Source organism: Streptomyces sp. NBC_00178 (genome assembly GCF_036206005.1).
Taxonomy (GTDB): Bacteria; Actinomycetota; Actinomycetes; order Streptomycetales; family Streptomycetaceae; genus Streptomyces.
The window spans coordinates 2,990,001-3,007,779 of the sequence record NZ_CP108143.1 but is presented as its reverse complement, the minus strand read 5'-3'; the positions used below and the strand labels follow the sequence as shown (position 1 = coordinate 3,007,779).

Annotated in this window: 14 protein-coding genes (1 of these 14 running past the window's edge); 12 read left to right on the top strand and 2 right to left on the bottom strand. The window is 73.1% G+C overall.

The genetic code is table 11. The annotated features are described in order from the left end of the window. Positions 1–16 precede the first annotated feature (16 nt). On the top strand, positions 17–3,952 hold the full coding sequence (locus OHT61_RS12855) for a glycosyltransferase (protein ID WP_329037938.1): 3,936 nt from the start codon (positions 17–19) through the stop codon (positions 3,950–3,952). Next, the gene (locus OHT61_RS12850; protein WP_329037936.1) at positions 3,949–5,550 is read left to right on the top strand and encodes a DUF5719 family protein; all 1,602 of its coding nucleotides are present in this window, start codon (positions 3,949–3,951) and stop codon (positions 5,548–5,550) included. The genes OHT61_RS12855 and OHT61_RS12850 overlap by 4 nt, the downstream gene beginning before the upstream one ends. Positions 5,551–5,667: 117 nt before the next feature. Here the strand turns inward: OHT61_RS12850 and OHT61_RS12845 are convergent, their stop codons facing one another. Further along, on the bottom strand, positions 5,668–6,096 hold the full coding sequence (locus tag OHT61_RS12845) for a metallopeptidase family protein (RefSeq protein WP_329043229.1): 429 nt from the start codon (positions 6,094–6,096) through the stop codon (positions 5,668–5,670). Between the two features lie 323 nt (positions 6,097–6,419). Here OHT61_RS12845 and OHT61_RS12840 point away from each other — a divergent pair, with 323 nt between their 5' ends. From OHT61_RS12840 to OHT61_RS12800, 9 genes are all read left to right on the top strand, one after another. After that, entirely contained in the window at positions 6,420–6,791 is a 372-nt protein-coding gene (locus tag OHT61_RS12840; RefSeq protein ID WP_329037935.1) for a DUF3499 domain-containing protein, read from the top strand. 191 nt (positions 6,792–6,982) lie between these two features. Then, on the top strand, positions 6,983–8,599 hold the full coding sequence (locus OHT61_RS12835) for an L-lactate permease (protein ID WP_329043227.1): 1,617 nt from the start codon (positions 6,983–6,985) through the stop codon (positions 8,597–8,599). A 62-nt stretch (positions 8,600–8,661) separates the two neighbouring features. Then, positions 8,662–10,029 (top strand): phosphomannomutase/phosphoglucomutase, encoded by a 1,368-nt coding sequence (locus tag OHT61_RS12830; protein ID WP_329037934.1) that lies wholly within the window; start codon positions 8,662–8,664, stop codon positions 10,027–10,029. A 188-nt stretch (positions 10,030–10,217) separates the two neighbouring features. Next, complete coding sequence (locus OHT61_RS12825) at positions 10,218–10,400, top strand: Trm112 family protein (protein WP_327117924.1); 183 nt, start codon at positions 10,218–10,220, stop codon at positions 10,398–10,400. A gap of 39 nt (positions 10,401–10,439) precedes the next feature. Further along, a complete protein-coding gene (locus tag OHT61_RS12820; protein ID WP_329037931.1) occupies positions 10,440–11,576 on the top strand; it encodes an SIS domain-containing protein in 1,137 nt (378 codons plus the stop codon). A 187-nt stretch (positions 11,577–11,763) separates the two neighbouring features. Next, a complete protein-coding gene (gene manA / locus OHT61_RS12815) occupies positions 11,764–12,933 on the top strand; it encodes a mannose-6-phosphate isomerase, class I (RefSeq protein ID WP_329037929.1) in 1,170 nt (389 codons plus the stop codon). 87 nt (positions 12,934–13,020) lie between these two features. Continuing rightward, positions 13,021–14,013 carry a cation diffusion facilitator family transporter gene (locus OHT61_RS12810; RefSeq protein ID WP_329037927.1) on the top strand — a complete coding sequence of 331 codons (993 nt, stop codon included), beginning with the start codon at positions 13,021–13,023 and terminating at the stop codon, positions 14,011–14,013. Positions 14,014–14,274: 261 nt separating this feature from the next. Then, positions 14,275–15,732, top strand: coding sequence for an adenosylhomocysteinase (gene ahcY / locus OHT61_RS12805; RefSeq protein ID WP_329037925.1), 1,458 nt, complete (start codon positions 14,275–14,277; stop codon positions 15,730–15,732). A 123-nt stretch (positions 15,733–15,855) separates the two neighbouring features. Further along, complete coding sequence (locus OHT61_RS12800; RefSeq protein WP_329037923.1) at positions 15,856–16,488, top strand: hypothetical protein; 633 nt, start codon at positions 15,856–15,858, stop codon at positions 16,486–16,488. Between the two features lie 185 nt (positions 16,489–16,673). On the opposite strand, the gene OHT61_RS12795 is transcribed toward OHT61_RS12800, so the two are convergent. Then, positions 16,674–17,657 (bottom strand): RDD family protein, encoded by a 984-nt coding sequence (locus OHT61_RS12795; RefSeq protein WP_329037921.1) that lies wholly within the window; start codon positions 17,655–17,657, stop codon positions 16,674–16,676. Between the two features lie 119 nt (positions 17,658–17,776). On the opposite strand from OHT61_RS12795, the gene OHT61_RS12790 reads away from it, so the two are divergent. After that, positions 17,777–17,779, top strand: partial view of a stage II sporulation protein M gene (locus tag OHT61_RS12790; protein WP_329043225.1) — the beginning only. Its footprint extends 1,005 nt past the window's final position; 3 of the gene's 1,008 nt are visible here — the first part of the coding sequence; the start codon lies at positions 17,777–17,779; its stop codon lies beyond the right edge, outside the window.

Here is a 17,779-nt window from a genome sequence, read left to right as displayed (position 1 = left end):
GAGGGCCCGTACCCCGATGTCCGTGCACAGCCACTCGGCGGCGCCGAATGCGGCCGCCGCAGCCCCTGAGTTCCCCCGGCACGTCGTCACCGCCGTGCTCGTCGCCCACGACGGCGCGCGCTGGCTGCCCGAAGTGCTCGCCGGCCTGCTCGGGCAGGAACGTCCCGTGCAGAACGTCGTCGCCGCCGACACCGGAAGCGCCGACGACTCCGCCCGCCTGGTCACCGACGCGCTGGGCGACGAGCGCGTCCTGCACCTGGCGAGGCGCACGGGCTTCGGCACCGCCGTCGAGGAGGCGACCCGCTCCGCCGGCGTCCTCACTCCGGACGACCTGCCGTACCTGAAGCGCCCGAGCAGCTGGGACCCGGCCACACGGACCTGGCGCGACGACGCCTACGACCTCCCGGAACTCCCGCACGGCGAGCCCGTCCAGTGGCTCTGGCTGCTCCACGACGACAGTGCCCCCGAGCCGGACGCGCTCGCCGAGATGCTGCGCGTCGTCGACAACGACGAGCACGCCGCGATCGTCGGGCCCAAGCTGCGCGGCTGGTACGACCGCAAGCAGCTCCTCGAGGTCGGCGTCTCCATCGCCAACAGCGGACGCCGCTGGACCGGGCTGGACCGCCGCGAACAGGACCAGGGCCAGCACGACCAGGTCCGCACCGTCCTGTCGGTGTCCTCCGCGGGCATGCTCGTGCGGCGCGACGTCTGGGAGGAACTCGGCGGCTTCGACCGCAGGCTCCCGCTGATGCGTGACGACGTCGACCTGTGCTGGCGAGCCCATCTGGCGGGCCACCGGGTCCTCGTCGCACCGGACGCCGTCCTGCGGCACGCCGAGGCCTCGGCGAGGGAACGCCGCCCCATCGACTGCGCGGGCCGCTCGGTCGCCAGCCCGCACCGGGTCGACAAGGCGGGCGCCGTCTACACCATGCTCGTCAACGCCCGTGGCAGGCAGCTGCCCTGGGCCCTGCTCCGGCTCCTCGTCGGTACGGTGCTGCGCACCCTCACCTATCTCGTCGGCAAGGTCCCCGGGCAGGCCCTCGACGAGGTCGCCGGACTCTTCGGCACCCTGCTGCGGCCCGGACGGATCCTCGCGGCCCGCCGGGACCGGCGCGGCGGTTCGGTGGACCCGGCCGAGCTGCGGTCCCTGTTCCCGCCGCCCGGCGCCACGGTCCGCGCGACGTTCGAGCAGGTCGCGGGCAACTTCGGCAACCGTTCCGACTCCGACTCCGGCGGCTCGCGGCACGGGGCGGTCGAGTCCGGCCCCGGAGGCGACGACGCCGACTTCCTGCAGATCGAGCAGTTCGCGCGGCTCAAGCGGCTCGGCCGCAAGCCCGGCCCCGTCCTGTTCGCGCTCCTCCTCCTCGTCTCGCTGGTGGCCTGCCGCGGTCTCCTCGGCGGCGGCGCCCTCGCGGGCGGCGCGCTGCTGCCCGCCCCGGCGGACGTCTCCGACCTCTGGGGGCGGTACGCGGACGGCTGGCACCCGGTGGGCACGGGCGGAACCCAGTCCGCTCCTCCCTACCTCGCCGTGATCGCCGCCCTGTCGGCACTGTTCCTCGGCTCCACCGGCTTCGCGCTCACCGTGCTGCTCGTCTGCTCGGTCCCGCTCGCCGGGCTCACCGCGTACTTCGCGTCGCGGCCGCTGATCGAATCCCGGCTGCTGCGTGCCTGGGCGAGCGTCGCCTACGCCTTCCTGCCGGCGGCGACCGGAGCGCTGGCCACCGGACGCCTCGGCACGGCCCTCCTGGCCGTGCTGCTCCCCCTGATCGCCCGCGCGGCCGTGGCCGCGCACGGACTGCGCGGTGACGGGTCGAGCGCACGGGGCAGCTGGCGCGCCACCTGGGCCTACACCCTGCTGCTCACCTTCACCACCGCCTTCACCCCGGTGCTCTGGCCGCTGGCCGTGGTGCTCGGCATCGCGGTGCTGGCCCTGCGCCGGAAGGACATCGCGGCGTACGGCCTGCGCTTCCTGGCCGTGGTGGGCACCCCGATGCTGGTCCTCGCGCCCTGGTCGCTCTCGCTGCTGACCAGCCCGTCGGACTTCCTGAAGGAGGCCGGCCTCGACCTCGGCGCGGGTACGGCGTCCGCCGTCGACCTGCTGGGCATCAGCCCCGGCGGCCCCAAGGCCGCGGGCGGCGTCCTGCTCCTGGGCATCGTGCTGGCGGCCCTGGCCGCCCTGCTGCGCGGCGAGCGGCAGTTCGCCATCCGTACCGCCTGGGTGGTCGTGCTCGCCGGCCTGGTCTTCGCCGGCCTCTCCAACGGTTCCACCTGGGCGGGACCCGCGACGCTCGTCTACGGCATCGCGCTGCTCGCCGCGGCGCTGCTCGGCGCGGACGGCGCCAGGGTCCGCGTCGCCGCTCTCAGCTTCGGCTGGCGTCAGCCGGTCGCCGCGCTCATCGCGCTGGCCGCCGGAATCGCGCCGGTCCTGGCCGCCGTCGGCTGGATGATCGGCGGCGCGGCCGGACCGCTGGAGCGCCGCGACCCGGTGCAGGTGCCGGCGTTCGTCGCGGAGGAGAGCGGCACCCGCGACCAGCCGCGCACCCTGGTCCTCGGCGGCACGTCCCCGGCCGCCGTCTCCTACAGCCTGGTCCGCGGCTCGGGCGCCCGTCTGGGCGACGCCGAACTGACCGAGTCCGGCGGCAGCAACAGCCATCTCGACAAGGTCGTCGCGAACCTGGTCGCGGGCTCCGGCGCCGACCAGGGCAGCCAGCTCAGCGGCTTCGCGATCCGCTACGTCCTCGTACGGGACGGGGCGCCCCGGCAGATGAGCCGCGTCCTGGACTCGACCCCGGGTCTCAGCCGGCTCAGCCAGCTGGACGGCAGCGCCCTGTGGCGGGTGGACCGCCAGGTCTCCCGGCTCACGATCGTCCCCTCCGGTGACGACGCGGTGCCGGTCCCGGTCGGCTCGCTGCCCGTGGAGGCGCACACCAAGATCCCCGAGGGCGGCACGGACCGGGTCCTGCGGATCGCCGACGCGGCCGACGCGGGCTGGCAGGCCACGCTGAACGGCCGGGCGCTGACTCCGAAGACCGTGGACGGCTGGGCGCAGGGCTTCGCCCTCCCCGCCGAGGGCGGCACGCTCGACCTCACCTACGACGCCCCGATCACGCACAGTGCCTGGGTCTGGGCGCAGGTGGCGCTGGGCATCGTCCTGGTGGTCATGGCCCTGCCGGGCCGCCGCCGGGAGATCGACGACGACCTGCCCGAGGAGACGGACACCGTCCCGGACGAGCCGGTGGCCGGCGAAGGGCGCCGGGCGCGCAGGCTGCGTGCGGCGGCCCAGGCCGCCGAGGACGCGGACGGGCCGGCGTACGAGGACGGCCCGGACGCCGCTGCCGGCCAGTACGTCCCGGGGCAGCAGGACACCGATCCGTACGGCCCGGCCGGGGACGACCAGGACGGGACGGGTTCGTACGCGGCGGTGCCGCAGCAGGACACGGGTTCGTACGCGGCGGTGCCGCAGCAGGACACGGGTTCGTACGCGGCGGTGCCGCAGCAGGACACGGGGTCCTACGCGCCGCTGCCTCAGCAGGACACGGGCTCCTACGCCACGGTTCCGGACGACCAGGACGGCACCGGCAGCTACGCGGCGGTGCCGCAGCAGGGCTACGGGGAGTGGGACGCCCAGCAGTACCAGGGCGCGGACTACGGCCAGTACCCGGAGGGCCAGGGCGCGGGGCAGTACCCCGGTGTCCAGGAGACCGGTCCGTACCCGGCCGGTCAGGACGCGGGCCAGTACTACCAGGCCGACCCGTACCAGCAGGACCCGTACCAGGACCCCTACCAGCAGCAGGGCGCGTACGACCCGTACGGCTACGCCCAGCAGCAGCCCTACGCCACGGGTGCCGGCGACGCCGCCCCGTACGAGGGGCAGGACGGGCACGACGAGAACAGAGCCCCGGGCCAGGGCCCGTGGCCGACCGGCAACGCATCGCGAGGCGAGTCCGAGTGAAGTCCACACCTCTGTACCTGGTCGCGGGCACCGTCGCCCTCGCCGCCGTCACCGGTTTCGCCGCGCTCAACGCGCCCGGCGACCAGGGCCCGGCCGCGCCGGCGGCGGCGGCCCACCTCCCCGTGGAGCGCTCCAGCCTCCTGTGCCCCGCACCGAGCATGTCCGATCTGGCGGACACGACGTACACCTCCTTCACCCCGGAGGGGGACGGCGGCGGGGAGGCCGGTGCGGCCGAGCTGAAGGCCGCCGTGCCCCTTCCGGCGGACGACGCGCCTGCCGCCGGCAAGGGCAAGGCCAAGGACGACGACAAGGCCGACGACGAGAAGGCCGACGACGAGAAGGCCGACGACGAGAAGGCCGACGACGAGAAGGCCGACGCGGAGAAGGGGAAGACGGCGGAGTCCAAGCCCGTCCTCTCCGTGAAGGACCTCGGCAAGCCGTCCACCGTCGATACGTCCAAGTCCGGAGCCCCCGCCCTGGTCGGCACCGCGACGGGCAAGCTGGCGCCCGGCTGGACGACCCAGCAGACGACCACGGCCGAGGCCGGTGGCGCCCGCGGTCTGCTCGGTGTCAGCTGCACCACCCCGGACACGGACTTCTGGTTCCCGGGTGCGAGCACCGCGGCCGCCCGCCAGGACTACGTCCACCTGACCAACCCCGACGACAGCGCCGCCGTCGCCGACATCGAGCTGTACGGCGCCGAGGGCCCCCTCAAGTCCGACGCGGGCGAGGGCATCACCGTCCCGGCCAGGTCCAGCGTGCCGATCCTGATCTCGACACTGACCGGCGAGGCGGCCGAGAACGTCACCGTCCACGTCACCACGCGGACCGGGCGGGTCGGCGCCGCCGTGAGCGCCGCCGAGGACAAGGTGGGCAGCGACTGGCTGGCCAAGTCCGCCGACCCGGCTCAGACCCTGGTGCTGCCGGGCATCCCGTCGGACGCCACCTCCGTGCGCCTGGTGGCCTTCGCACCCGGCGAGGACGACGCCGACATGAAGATCCAGCTCATGGGCAAGAACACGACGTTCTCACCGGCCGGGAACGACACCCTGCACATCAAGTCGCGGATGACCGCGAGCGTCGATCTCAAGAACGTCACCCGGGGTGAGCCCGGCTCGATCCGGCTGACCTCGACCGACGGCAGCAGTGCACCGGTGGTCGCCGCCCTGCGCGTGGTGCGGGGGAGCGGTGCCGGGCAGGAGGTCGCGTTCATCCCGGCGACCGCGCCGGTCGGCGACCGGGCGAGCGTCGCGGACAACCGGGCGAAGGCCTCGGTGCTCTCCCTGGCGGCCCCGGGAGCGACGGCCAAGGTCAAGGTGACCGCGTCGGCGGGCAGCGGGGGCGGTGAGAAGACCTCCAAGACCTACACGGTCAAGGGCGGTACGACGCTCGAGGTGATCCCCGAGGGTCCGGCGGGTCTCAAGGGCGCCTACGCGCTGACGGTGGAGACGGAGTCCGGCGGCCCGGTCCACGCAGCCCGCACGCTCACGCTCAAGGAGGGCGGCATCAGCATGTTCACGGTGCAGACGATGCCGGACGACGGGGGCACGGTCGAGGTGCCCGCCGTGCGGCAGGACCTGTCGGTCCTGGACGACTGAGGTCCACGTCGCCGCGGGCGGGCCGGCCTGCCCGCGGCGCCGGCTCCGCAGCGCCCCCCGTGGCGACGGTCCCGCTCGTGGAGGCCCGAGGGTGCCCGTGAGCTCGAGCCCGTCCGTTCAGTCCTGCCCGTAGCGCGGGTCGACGGACTCGGGTGACAGGCCGAGCAGTTCGGCGACCTGCTCCACCACGACCTCGTGCACCAGCATGGCCCGCTCGTCACGGCTCTTGACGCGGATCTCCACCGGGCGCCGGTAGACGACGATCTGCGCGGGCCGGCCCTTGGACGCGGACAGTGCGCGGCCCAGCGGCACCGTGTCCTCCAGGGACCCCGGCACGTCGAGGACCAGGAAGTCCACGTCCGACAGCTGCGGCCAGCGCCGCTCCAGCCGTTCCACCGAGTCCTGGACGAGATCGCGGAAGCTCTCGGCCCTGCTGACCGACAGCGGGACCTGCGGCGGCGCGACCGGGCCGCGCATCCCGCGGCCGTGACGGTCGCGACGGCGGGGCCGGGGCTCCTGCGGGTGGGGAGGTACGGGGCTGTCCATCACCGACGCAGCGTAACCCTCCTCCGGCCGTGTCGATCACGGCTTCCGCACGGGCGGGCCGGATGTCCGCGGATGCGCGTTCCGGGCTCGCGCGCGTGCGTTTCAGGTCCTCCGACCGACCGGAAACCCTCCGTCGAACGACCGCTCGTGTCCTCTCCGCCGACTGCGCGCCGGCCGTGGCGGGCACCGGATCCGGCGGGCTGCCGCGCAGGTCGGAACGGCCGCGCGGGCACGGTCCCGACCCCGGACCGGGGGGCGACACGAGGGGTGAGCCGGGGGAGAGTCGTCGCAGCCCGCTCAAGAGTGCGGTACCGTCCAACATCGTGAGCCCTGTACGTCGCTGTTCGCGCACCGCGTGCGGCCGTCCCGCCGTCGCGACACTGACGTACGTCTATGCCGACTCGACCGCGGTCCTCGGCCCGCTCGCCACCTATGCCGAGCCCCACTGCTACGACCTCTGTGCCGAGCACGGTGAGCGGCTGACCGCGCCACGGGGCTGGGAGGTCGTCCGGCTCTCGGACCCCTCGGTTCCGTCCCGTCCCAGCGGTGACGATCTCGAAGCGCTCGCCAACGCCGTGCGCGAGGCGGCGCGGCCCCAGGACCGGCAGCCCGGCGGCCGTGGGCCGCGTGCGGCGGACCCGGTGGAGGTCGCGCGCCGAGGGCATCTGCGGGTGCTGCGCTCCCCGGACTCCTGACGTTCCGTCACGTCGGATTGCTCCGCCACATCGGATTTCCTGACGCTCCCTCAAACTCTCGGCATCTCCGGGCGCATGCCTGTCCGGGGAAGTTTCCCTGCGCGGGGCATTGACGCGAACTTGTCGCGGACACGACGATTCCCCCACCCGTGAATGATCGCTTCCGCATCACGGAATCCGGGGAGGTCTGTGTGTTCGTCCAGCAACTCGAACCCGTCGCCGGTTCGCTCGCCCTGTCCGCTCTCGTCGCAGCGACGCCCCTCGTCACCGTGCTGGTCCTGCTGGGCGCCGTCCGGATGAGGGCCCACCTCGCCGGGCTCATCGGCCTCGCGGTCGCCGTGCTCGTCGCCCGGCTCGCCTACGGCATGCCCCTCGGACAGACGCTCTCCGCCGGGGCTCAAGGCGTGCTCTTCGGCCTCTTCCCCATCATGTGGATCGTCGTCAACGCCCTCTGGGTGTACCGGATGACCGTCCGCACCCGGCACTTCGACGTCCTGCGCCGCTCCTTCGGCCGTGTCTCCGACGACCCCCGCATCCAGGCGCTGGTCATCGCCTTCTGCTTCGGCGCGCTCCTGGAAGCCCTGGCCGGCTTCGGCGCACCCGTCGCGATCTGCTCGGTCATGCTCGTCGCGCTCGGTTTCGACCCGGTGAAGGCGGCAGTCGTCTCCCTGGTCGCCAACACCGCGCCCGTCGCCTTCGGGGCCATGGGCACCCCGGTCGTGACGCTGGCCCAGGTCACCGGTCTTCCCCTGGACGACGTCGCCTCGGTCGTCGGCCGCCAGACCCCGCTGCTCGCCCTCGTCGTCCCCCTGATCCTGGTCTTCCTGGTGGACGGCAGGCGCGGGCTCCGGGAGACCTGGGTGCCCGCCCTGGTCTGCGGAGTGGCCTTCGCGGCAGCCCAGTTCGCCGCGTCCAACTACTTCTCCGCGCAGCTCGCCGACATCGCGGCCGCACTCGTGGGGGCCGGGGCCCTGATCGTGCTCCCGGGCGCCCGCAGGCCCGCGGCCGCACCCGTGCGCGCGGCCGTGCTCACCGGGGCGCGCAGCGAGGACCTCGACGAGGAGGACCCGCGCCGCGAGGTCCTGCGCGCCTACGCCCCGTACGCCCTGATCGTGGCCGTGTTCTCCCTCGCCCAGGTCCCGCCCGTCAAGCGGCTGCTCGCCGAGGCGACCCGCGTCTTCGACTGGCCGTTCCTCGACGTCGCCGGACCCGGCGGACAGCCGGTCGGCGCCAACGTGTTCACCCTGCCGCTCCTCGCCACGGGCGGCACCCTCGTCCTGCTCGCCGGACTCCTCACCGCGGCCGTGCTCGGCGTGCGGGCCGGGACCGCCGCACGCGAGTGGCTCGCCACCGTCCGCGAACTGCGCCACGCGATCCTCACCGTGACCTCCGTGCTCGCCCTCGCCTACGTCATGAACCTCTCCGGCCAAGCGGCCACCATCGGCCAGTCCGTCGCCGCCGCGGGCGCCGGTCTCGCCTTCCTGTCCCCGGTGCTCGGCTGGTTCGGCGTCGCGGTGTCCGGCTCCGACACCTCGGCCAACGCCCTCTTCGGAGCCCTCCAGGTGTCCGCCGCGCACGAATCCGGCCTGTCGCCCGAACTGCTCGCCGCCGCGAACAGCTCCGGGGGAGTGCTCGGCAAGATGATCTCGCCGCAGAACCTGACCATCGCCTGCGCGGCCGTCGGCCTGGCCGGCCGCGAAGGGGACCTGCTGCGCAAGGTCCTGCCCTGGAGCCTCGGCCTGCTGCTGGTGATGTGCCTGGTGGTGACGGCGCAGAGCACGGTGCTCCTGGGCTGGATGCTCCCCTGACGGGCGGCCCGGAGCCGCCGGGTAGTTTGGGCCGTCCGCACAGACCCCCAGGAGGACCGGCCGTGGTAGCTGACCTGTCGCAGCTCGTGAAGGCGTACGACGTGCGCGGAGTCGTGCCCGACCAGTGGGACGAGCCGCTCGCGGAACTCTTCGGCGCGGCCTTCGTCCAGGTCACCGAGGCGGACGCGATCGTGATCGGTCACGACATGCGGCCGTCGTCACCCGGTCTGGCCGCAGCCTTCGCCCGCGGCGCCACGGGACGCGGCGCCGACGTGACCCTCATCGGCCTCTGCTCGACGGACCAGCTGTACTACGCGTCCGGGGCCCTCGGCCTGCCCGGGGCGATGTTCACGGCCTCCCACAACCCGGCCCGGTACAACGGCATCAAGCTGTGCCGCGCGGGAGCCGCGCCCGTGGGCCAGGACACCGGCCTCACCGAGATCCGCACCCTGGTCGAGAAGTGGTCGGAGCACGGCATCCCGGACCCGGCCGCCGAGGTCCCGGGCGTCGTCACCGAGCGGGAGACCCTCGGGGACTACGCGGCGCACCTGCGGGGACTGGTCGACCTCTCCGGGATCCGTCCGCTCAAGGTCGTCGTGGACGCGGGCAACGGCATGGGCGGCCACACCGTCCCCACCGTGTTCGCCGGCCTGCCCCTCGACCTCGTACCCATGTACTTCGAACTCGACGGCACCTTCCCGAACCACGAGGCCAACCCCCTCGACCCGAAGAACATCGTCGACCTGCGGGCCCGGGTCGTCGCGGAGGGAGCCGACCTCGGTCTCGCCTTCGACGGCGACGCGGACCGCTGCTTCGTCGTCGACGAGCACGGCGACGGGGTGTCCCCGTCCGCGATCACCTCCCTCGTCGCCGCCCGCGAGCTGGCCCGCAACGGTGGTGAGGGCACCGTCATCCACAACCTGATCACCTCCTGGTCCGTGCCCGAGGTCGTGCGCGAGAACGGCGGCACCCCCGTCCGCACCCGCGTCGGCCACTCCTTCATCAAGGCCGAGATGGCCGCCCACGGGGCGATCTTCGGCGGCGAGCACTCCGCCCACTACTACTTCCGCGACTTCTGGAACGCCGACACGGGCATGCTCGCCGCCCTGCACGTCCTCGCCGCACTCGGCGGGCAGGACGGACCGCTCTCGGGCCTCCTGGACCGGTACGACCGCTACACGGGGTCCGGCGAGATCAACTCCACCGTCGCCGACCAGGCGGAACGGCTCGACGCGATCAGGGCCGCCTACGGGGACCGCGACGACGTCCGGTTCGACGAGCTCGACGGACTCACGGTCACGAGCGGTGACTGGTGGTTCAACCTCCGCGCCTCCAACACCGAACCGCTCCTGCGCCTCAACGTCGAGGCGCGCGACGGGAAGACCATGGAAGCGGTGCGCGACGAGGTTCTCGCCCTCGTCCGCGCGTGACCCGCGGGCATCGGGGCACACGCCGCGTGGACACCCGGTGCCCATGACGCCACCGCCCGACGCATGCCCGGTCGGGCGGGTCCTGCCGGGCCGCGACCCCGTCGGCCCGGCGGTAGGCTGACCAAGCCCCGAGCTCCGCGGACCCGTACCGGGCCCGGACCGCACCGCACGCCCGAAGGGACCCGCCCATGCCGCTCGAAGCCGGCCTTCTGGAGATCCTCGCCTGCCCGGCCTGCCACGCCGCGCTCGACGACCGGTCCGCCGCCGAAAGCCCCGAGCTGGTCTGCACCGGAGCGGACTGCGGTCTCGCCTACCCCGTGCGCGACGACATCCCGGTCCTCCTCGTCGACGAGGCCCGGCGCCCCGCATAACCGCACCTTGATCAGCACGGTGATCGGAGGCCCACCGACATGCTCGACGAGTCGTTGCTCGACGCCCCGGAGGCCCTGGCCCGGGCGGACCGGCGCGGACTGCTCCGCGGCGCCGCCGAAGCCGGGGCCCGCGTCCGTACCGCCACCCTGCACGCCGCCGAGGCGGGCATCGGTGCGCTGGCACCGGAAGGGCGGCCACGCGCCGTCCTCGTCGCGGGGCCCGGAACCGCGGCGTCCGGTGTCGCCGACCTGATCGGCGCCCTCGCCGGGGCCGCCGCGCCGGTCACCGCGATCCGCCCCACCGGGGTCGCGGCGGCCCCCGGCGCGCTGCGCTGGACGCTTCCCGGCTGGGCCGGATCCGTGGACCTTCTGCTGATCGCCACCGCCGACGGATCGGAACCCGGCCTCGCCCGCCTCGCCGAGCAGGCGTACCGCCGCGGCTGCACCGTCGTGGCCGTAGCCCCCGTCCGCTCCCCGCTGCGCGAAGCCGTCGACGGGGTCCACGGACTCGTCGTCCCGATGGCGGCAGCCCCGCACGGCGAGTACGACGCAGAGACGTCGGCCGCGGGCCCCGGGACGCTCTGGGCCCTGCTCACGCCGCTGCTGGCCCTGCTCGACCGGGTGGGCCTCGTCGACGCGCCCGCCGACGTGCTGCAGAAGGTCGCCGACCGCCTCGACCGCACCGCCGAGCGCTGCGGGCCCGCCCTCGCGACGTACAGCAACCCGGCCAAGACCCTCGCCGCCGAGCTCGCCGACAGCCTGCCCCTCGTGTGGACGGAAGGCGCCGCCGCCGGCCCCGTCGGCCGCCGGTTCGCCGCCGTCCTGGCGGAGCTCGCCGGACGCCCGGCGCTGGTCGCCGAGCTGCCCGAGGCCCTGCCCTCCCACGGAGCGCTGCTCGCCGGAGCCTTCGCCGCGGGAGCCGACCCCGACGACTTCTTCCGGGACCGGGTCGACGAGCCCGAGGCCATGCGGGCCCGGGTCGTCCTGCTCCGCGACCGGCCGGCGGGCGGGCTGACCGCCGGACCGGCGGCCCGGGAGCTGGCCCTCGGCCACGACACGGCCATCAGCGAACTCGAACCCGAGGAGGGCAGCGAACTCGAAGCCCTCGCCGAACTCCTCGCGGTCACCGACTTCGCCGCCGTCTACCTCTCCCTGGCCTCCGACAACAGGGTCTGACTCCCTGGCCCGAGACGACATGGCCCGACCGCCAGCCTCCCGCACAGGGCGCGAGAGCCCGCACCCCACAGGGCGCGAAAGCACTGCTTCCGCGCAGGGCCGACCGCCCGCCGAGGACAACGGAGTCCGACGGCCCGCCTTCCCAAGGGGCACCACAGCCCCCGCACAACCACGAGGACGAATCTCCATGGACCGCCTGTCCAACACCGTGCGCCCCTACGCCTGGGGGTCCACCACAGCCATTCCCGAACTGCTCGGCACCGCCCCGACCGGCGAACCGCAGGCGGAGATGTGGATGGGGGCCCACCCAGGAGCCCCCTCCAGGATCGACCGCCCCACCGCCCCCGGGGAGCGGTCCCTCACCGACGTCATCGCGGCGGACCCCGAGCGCGAACTCGGCCCCGCGGCCGTCCGCGCCTTCGGCCCCCGCCTCCCCTTCCTCCTGAAGCTGCTCGCCGCCGGAGCGCCGCTCTCCCTCCAGGTCCACCCCGACCTCGCGCAGGCACAACAGGGATACGCCGACGAGGAGCGCCGGGGCATCGCCATCGACGCGCCGCACCGCACCTACAAGGACGCCAACCACAAGCCCGAGCTGATCTGCGCGCTCACCCCCTTCGAGGGCCTCTGCGGATTCCGCAGGCCCGCCGAAGCCGCGGACGCGATAGCCGCCCTCGGCGTCGACTCCCTCAAGCCCTACGTGGACCTGCTGCGCGCCCGCCCCGAGGACGCGGCGCTGCGCGAGGTCCTCACGGCGATCCTCACCGCCGACCCGGACGACATGGCCGGCACGGTCGCCGAGGCCGCCGAGGCCGCGGAACGGCTCGGCGGCGCCCACGCCCCGTACGCCCAGATCGCCCACCACTACCCGGGCGACCCGGGCGTCATCGCGGCCATGCTGCTGAATCACGTCCGGCTCCAGCCCGGCGAGGCCATGTTCCTCGGGGCGGGGGTGCCGCACGCCTACCTCGGCGGTCTCGGCGTCGAGATCATGGCCAACTCCGACAACGTGCTGCGCTGCGGACTGACCCCCAAGCACATCGACGTCCCCGAACTGCTGCGCATCGTCCGCTTCGAAGCGAGCGAGCCCGGCATCCTCCGGCCCGAGGCATCGCCCGCCGGTGAGGAGCTCTACGAGACACCGGTCGACGAGTTCCGGCTGTCGCGCTACGTCCTGTCCGCCGGCGGCGCTCCGGTCGAACTGGCCGCCGGCGCCCCGCAGATCCTGCTCTGCACCGCCGGATCCCCGCAGGTGGGCGAGACCACCCTCGCACCCGGCGAATCCGTGTTCGTCCCGGCGGACGAATCGGTCGAAGCGTCCGGTACGGGAACGCTCTTCCGGGCGACCGTCGTCGTCTGACGTACCGCCCGCACCAGTGACTGCAACAATGTCCGGCCGTAACGCGGCGCCCGAGCCGCAGCACCGAGGAAGGGACACCAGGCACCCATGAGCGCGTCAGGCGGAACCAAGGCGATCGTGGCGGCACTCGCCGCCAACCTCGCGATCGCGGTGGCCAAATTCGTGGCGTTCCTCTTCAGCGGCTCGTCGTCGATGCTGGCCGAGAGCGTCCACTCGCTCGCGGACTCGGGCAATCAGGGGCTCCTGCTGCTCGGCGGCAAGAAGGCCAAACGGGAGGCGACGCCCGAGCACCCGTTCGGCTACGGGCGCGAGCGCTACATCTACGCCTTCCTCGTGTCCATCGTGCTGTTCTCCGTCGGCGGCATGTTCGCGATCTACGAGGGCTACGAGAAGATCAAGCACCCGCACGCGATCGAGGCCTGGTACTGGCCCGTCGGCGTCCTCGTCTTCGCGATCATCGCCGAGGGCTTCTCCTTCCGCACGGCGATCGCGGAGTCCAACCAGACCCGCGGCAAGCTCACCTGGACGCAGTTCGTGCGCCGCGCCAAGGCGCCCGAGCTCCCCGTCGTACTCCTCGAGGACTTCGGCGCACTGGTCGGCCTCGTCCTCGCCCTCGCCGGGGTCGGCCTGGCGCTGGGCACCGGCGACGGTGTGTGGGACGGCATCGGAACCCTGTGCATCGGCGTCCTGCTGATCGTCATCGCGATCGTCCTCGCGGCGGAGACGAAGTCGCTCCTGCTGGGCGAGTCGGCCGGTATCGAGGACGTCGAGAAGATCCGTGCGTCGGTCGTCGACGGTGACACCGTCACCCGCATCATCCACATGCGCACGCTCCACCTCGGCCCCGAGGAACTCCTGGTCGCCGCCAAGATCGCGGTACGCCACGACGAGACGGCCGCCGAGGTCGCCGCCGCGATCAACGCCGCCGAGACCCGGATCCGCGAGGCCGTGCCGATCGCCCGTGTCATCTATCTCGAACCGGACATCTACAACGAGGCCGCGGCCGAGGCCGGCGTCAACCCGGGCAAGGCTCCGGGTGGCCCGGACCCCTCCGGCGAACCGGCCGGATCCGGCCACTGACCCCTGAGGACCGGCCCCGAACGGCCCTGCGACCCACACCGATGCCCGGGCGGGCTGGGGTTCGCTGGGCCGTTCGGTGTAGATTCGGGTGAGTACCAGACGTCGCTGCTGATGGCGGTCGATCGGTCCGCTGGAGCGGGCCGGCCGAGGGAGAGAGGGCCTCCGACGGACTGCACTGCGGATTGCCCGGGCATTCGTGTGCCCGTGGCCGCCGCAGAGCCAGCCAGTCCACCCTCGACCCATCACGAGGAGCAGCCCGTTATGACGACGGCCGCCAATCGCCAGGACTTCAAGGTCGCCGACCTCTCCCTCGCCGCCTTCGGGCGCAAGGAGATCACCCTCGCCGAGCACGAGATGCCCGGCCTGATGTCGATCCGCAAGGAGTACGCCGCCGCGCAGCCGCTGGCCGGCGCCAGGATCACCGGCTCCCTGCACATGACCGTGCAGACCGCGGTGCTCATCGAGACCCTCGTCGCCCTCGGCGCCGAGGTCCGCTGGGCCTCCTGCAACATCTTCTCCACCCAGGACCACGCCGCCGCCGCCATCGCGGTCGGTCCGAACGGCACCCCGGAGGCCCCCGCGGGCGTCCCGGTCTTCGCCTGGAAGGGCGAGACCCTGGAGGAGTACTGGTGGTGCACGGAGCAGGCCCTGACCTGGCCGAACACCTCCACCGGCGGCCCGAACATGATCCTCGACGACGGTGGCGACGCCACCCTCCTCGTCCACAAGGGCGTCGAGTTCGAGAAGGCCGGCTCGGCCCCGGACCCGTCCACCGCGGACAGCGAGGAATTCGCCCACATCCTCACCCTGCTCAACCGCACCCTCGGTGAGTCCCCGCAGAAGTGGACGCAGCTTGCGTCCGAGATCCGCGGCGTGACCGAGGAGACCACGACCGGTGTGCACCGCCTGTACGAGATGCACCGCGACGGCACCCTCCTGTTCCCGGCGATCAACGTCAACGACGCGGTCACCAAGTCGAAGTTCGACAACAAGTACGGCTGCCGCCACTCGCTGATCGACGGCATCAACCGCGCCACCGACGTCCTGATCGGCGGCAAGACCGCCGTCGTCTGCGGCTACGGCGACGTCGGCAAGGGCTGTGCCGAGTCCCTGCGCGGCCAGGGTGCCCGCGTGATCATCACGGAGATCGACCCGATCTGCGCCCTGCAGGCCGCCATGGACGGCTACCAGGTCGCGACGCTCGACGACGTGGTGGAGACCGCGGACATCTTCATCACGACGACGGGCAACAAGGACATCATCATGGCCTCGGACATGGCCCGGATGAAGCACCAGGCCATCGTCGGGAACATCGGCCACTTCGACAACGAGATCGACATGGCCGGCCTGGCGAAGATCGACGGCATCGTCAAGGACGAGGTCAAGCCGCAGGTCCACACCTGGAAGTTCAAGGAGGGCAAGGTCCTCATCGTGCTGTCCGAGGGCCGCCTCCTGAACCTCGGCAACGCCACGGGCCACCCGTCGTTCGTCATGTCCAACTCGTTCGCGGACCAGACGCTGGCCCAGATCGAGCTGTTCACCAAGCCGGAGGCCTACCCGACCGACGTCTACGTGCTGCCGAAGCACCTGGACGAGAAGGTCGCCCGCCTGCACCTCGACGCGCTGGGCGTGAAGCTCACGACTCTGCGCCAGGAACAGGCCGACTACATCGGTGTCCCGGTCGAGGGCCCGTACAAGTCCGACCTCTACCGCTACTAGGAACCCGCCGGCCCCCGGCCGGCGGAACCCTCAGCAGCAGGTCCGAACGCAGGCCCCCGCACCCCCGTGCCGGGGGCCTGCGCCGTACCGGGCCCGCACAGCCCGAGGAACCCGAAGGACCCCATGCCCCGCGGCCGTTATTCGCTCCACGATCTCCACGACCACACCCCACTCGGTGAAGAACACTTCCACTGCGCCCCCGGCCCGTCCGGCTGGCGCTACGTCTCGCAGACCACGGACCCCTCGGGCGCCCACCTGGGTTCCGTCGATCTCGCCGTGGACGAACTCGGCCGCCCCATCCGCCTCGAACTGCACGCCGGCGGCTGGCAGATCCGCGGTGCCGCCATCGACGGCGTCACATGGGTGCGGACCGACCCGGCCGGCACGGACGCCACCGAAGGCAACGTCCGCGCCCACGCCTTCTCCGGCACTTCCCCCGCGTTCCTCGTCGCCACTGCCCGGCTCCTGCGCCTCACCCCCGCATCCCCCGCCACCCGCGTCCGCCTGGTCACCTTCACCGACCCGGTTCTCGCCCCCCGCACCGTCGACCAGGCCTGGTCCCTGCTCGACAGTGAAGCGCACGCCACTGACAACGGACCGCTGACCGTGGACGAATACCAGGTCGACGCGCTGGACACGGGCGAGCGGCACACCGTGCACATCTCCGGTGACGTGGTGCTGGCCGCACCGGGCATCGAGCTCGAACACCTCGAATCCCCGCCCTCGGCGATGTCCCGCCGGGCGGGCGAGGGCTAGGCGGACAGGGGCCGGTCGCCTGCTGATGAGCGTGGACGACGCAGGAGCCGACCGCGCCGGGCCGGTCCTGGAGGTGGTCCCGCCACCGCGCGCCCCGCCCCGGCGACCGGTCCGGTGGCAACGACGTGAACCCCGCCCACTGGGTCTCCGCCAACGGCAACCCGCATTCAGGCCAATCAGGAAATTCAGGCCGGCGGGGCGAAACCGGTCGTCGGCCGCCCCTGTGCGCCGTCCACCTGGACCGTCGCCTCGTCGCTCCCGCGGTGGTCCTGGGGCCGACCCCCTTCCGGCAGGGGCGGGTGCGCGCCCACCGGCGCGTCACCGGCCACCCCCCGCGCCAGGTCGCCGGGCTGGTGCGCGGGCGTGAACAGGACTGCCCCGGAGGGGGATACCCGCGCCTGAGCCCGTGCGTCGCGGTTCGCGGCGGCTGCCACCCGCCGGGTGTCGCGCGTCCGGCGCTCGTGCACGACGGCCGCCAGATACGCCGCCGCGGGGACCCCCTGCGGCACGGGTGCCCCGGTCAGCGAGGCGAGGTCGGACGACAACCGCTCGGCCATCGACCGGCGCACGTCGGCGTCCAGTTGGTGCATCCGCGTCAGGTACTGCCGAATCGCGAGCCAGAGGCCGTCGGGGACGGTGGACAGGTCCGCCTGCTGGAAGCGCCCCACGAGCCAGGGCGGTGGCGGGGGCACGGCGAACGTCCGGGAGACGGAGACCCGTTCACGTACGACGAGGGTCCCGCCGAACACGTCACCGAGCCGTCGGCCGCGGGCGGACACCAGCGACGACACGCAGGCCACGACGCCGAACGTACCCAGGATCTCGACCACGCCCATGGAGCCCCGCACCAGAGCGTGCCGGAAGCGGATCGGCCCGCCGTCGTCCCGTACGACGCGAAGACCGCATGCGAGTTTCCCGAGCGAACGTCCCTGACTGAGGGTCTCGACCGCGATGGGCCCGCCCACCAGGACCAGAAGGAACGCGGCGACGCCTATCGCGGCCGTCGCCGCTTCGTCGAGCGTCACGGTCGCCACGGCCAGACCGACGGACAACAGGACGAAGACGGTCAGGAGTACCGCGAGATCGATGGCGATCGCGAGGGCCCGGCTCGGCAGCCTCGCAGGCTGCAACCCCAGTACGACCGCGTCCCCGGTCACGAGCTCGTCCATGGCCACCCACCCCTCGCCGCCCATCCCTGCCCCTCGGGACCACAGTCTGCCAAGCTGACCCGCGACGCGCCGCAGTAGTACGGACCCGTACGCACCCATGCATGGAGCAGAAGCCGACCATG

Excerpts from the sequence above, each read along its gene's own strand:
- OHT61_RS12855 (WP_329037938.1), top strand. The coding sequence starts at position 17 with ATGTCCGTGCACAGCCACTCGGCGGCGCCGAATGCGGCCGCCGCAGCC.
- OHT61_RS12845 (WP_329043229.1), bottom strand. The coding sequence starts at position 6,096 with ATGGACAGCCCCGTACCTCCCCACCCGCAGGAGCCCCGGCCCCGCCGT.
- OHT61_RS12825 (WP_327117924.1), top strand. The coding sequence starts at position 10,218 with ATGCCGCTCGAAGCCGGCCTTCTGGAGATCCTCGCCTGCCCGGCCTGC.
- OHT61_RS12820 (WP_329037931.1), top strand. The coding sequence starts at position 10,440 with ATGCTCGACGAGTCGTTGCTCGACGCCCCGGAGGCCCTGGCCCGGGCG.
- manA (WP_329037929.1), top strand. The coding sequence starts at position 11,764 with ATGGACCGCCTGTCCAACACCGTGCGCCCCTACGCCTGGGGGTCCACC.
- OHT61_RS12810 (WP_329037927.1), top strand. The coding sequence starts at position 13,021 with ATGAGCGCGTCAGGCGGAACCAAGGCGATCGTGGCGGCACTCGCCGCC.
- ahcY (WP_329037925.1), top strand. The coding sequence starts at position 14,275 with ATGACGACGGCCGCCAATCGCCAGGACTTCAAGGTCGCCGACCTCTCC.
- OHT61_RS12800 (WP_329037923.1), top strand. The coding sequence starts at position 15,856 with ATGCCCCGCGGCCGTTATTCGCTCCACGATCTCCACGACCACACCCCA.
- OHT61_RS12795 (WP_329037921.1), bottom strand. The coding sequence starts at position 17,657 with ATGGACGAGCTCGTGACCGGGGACGCGGTCGTACTGGGGTTGCAGCCT.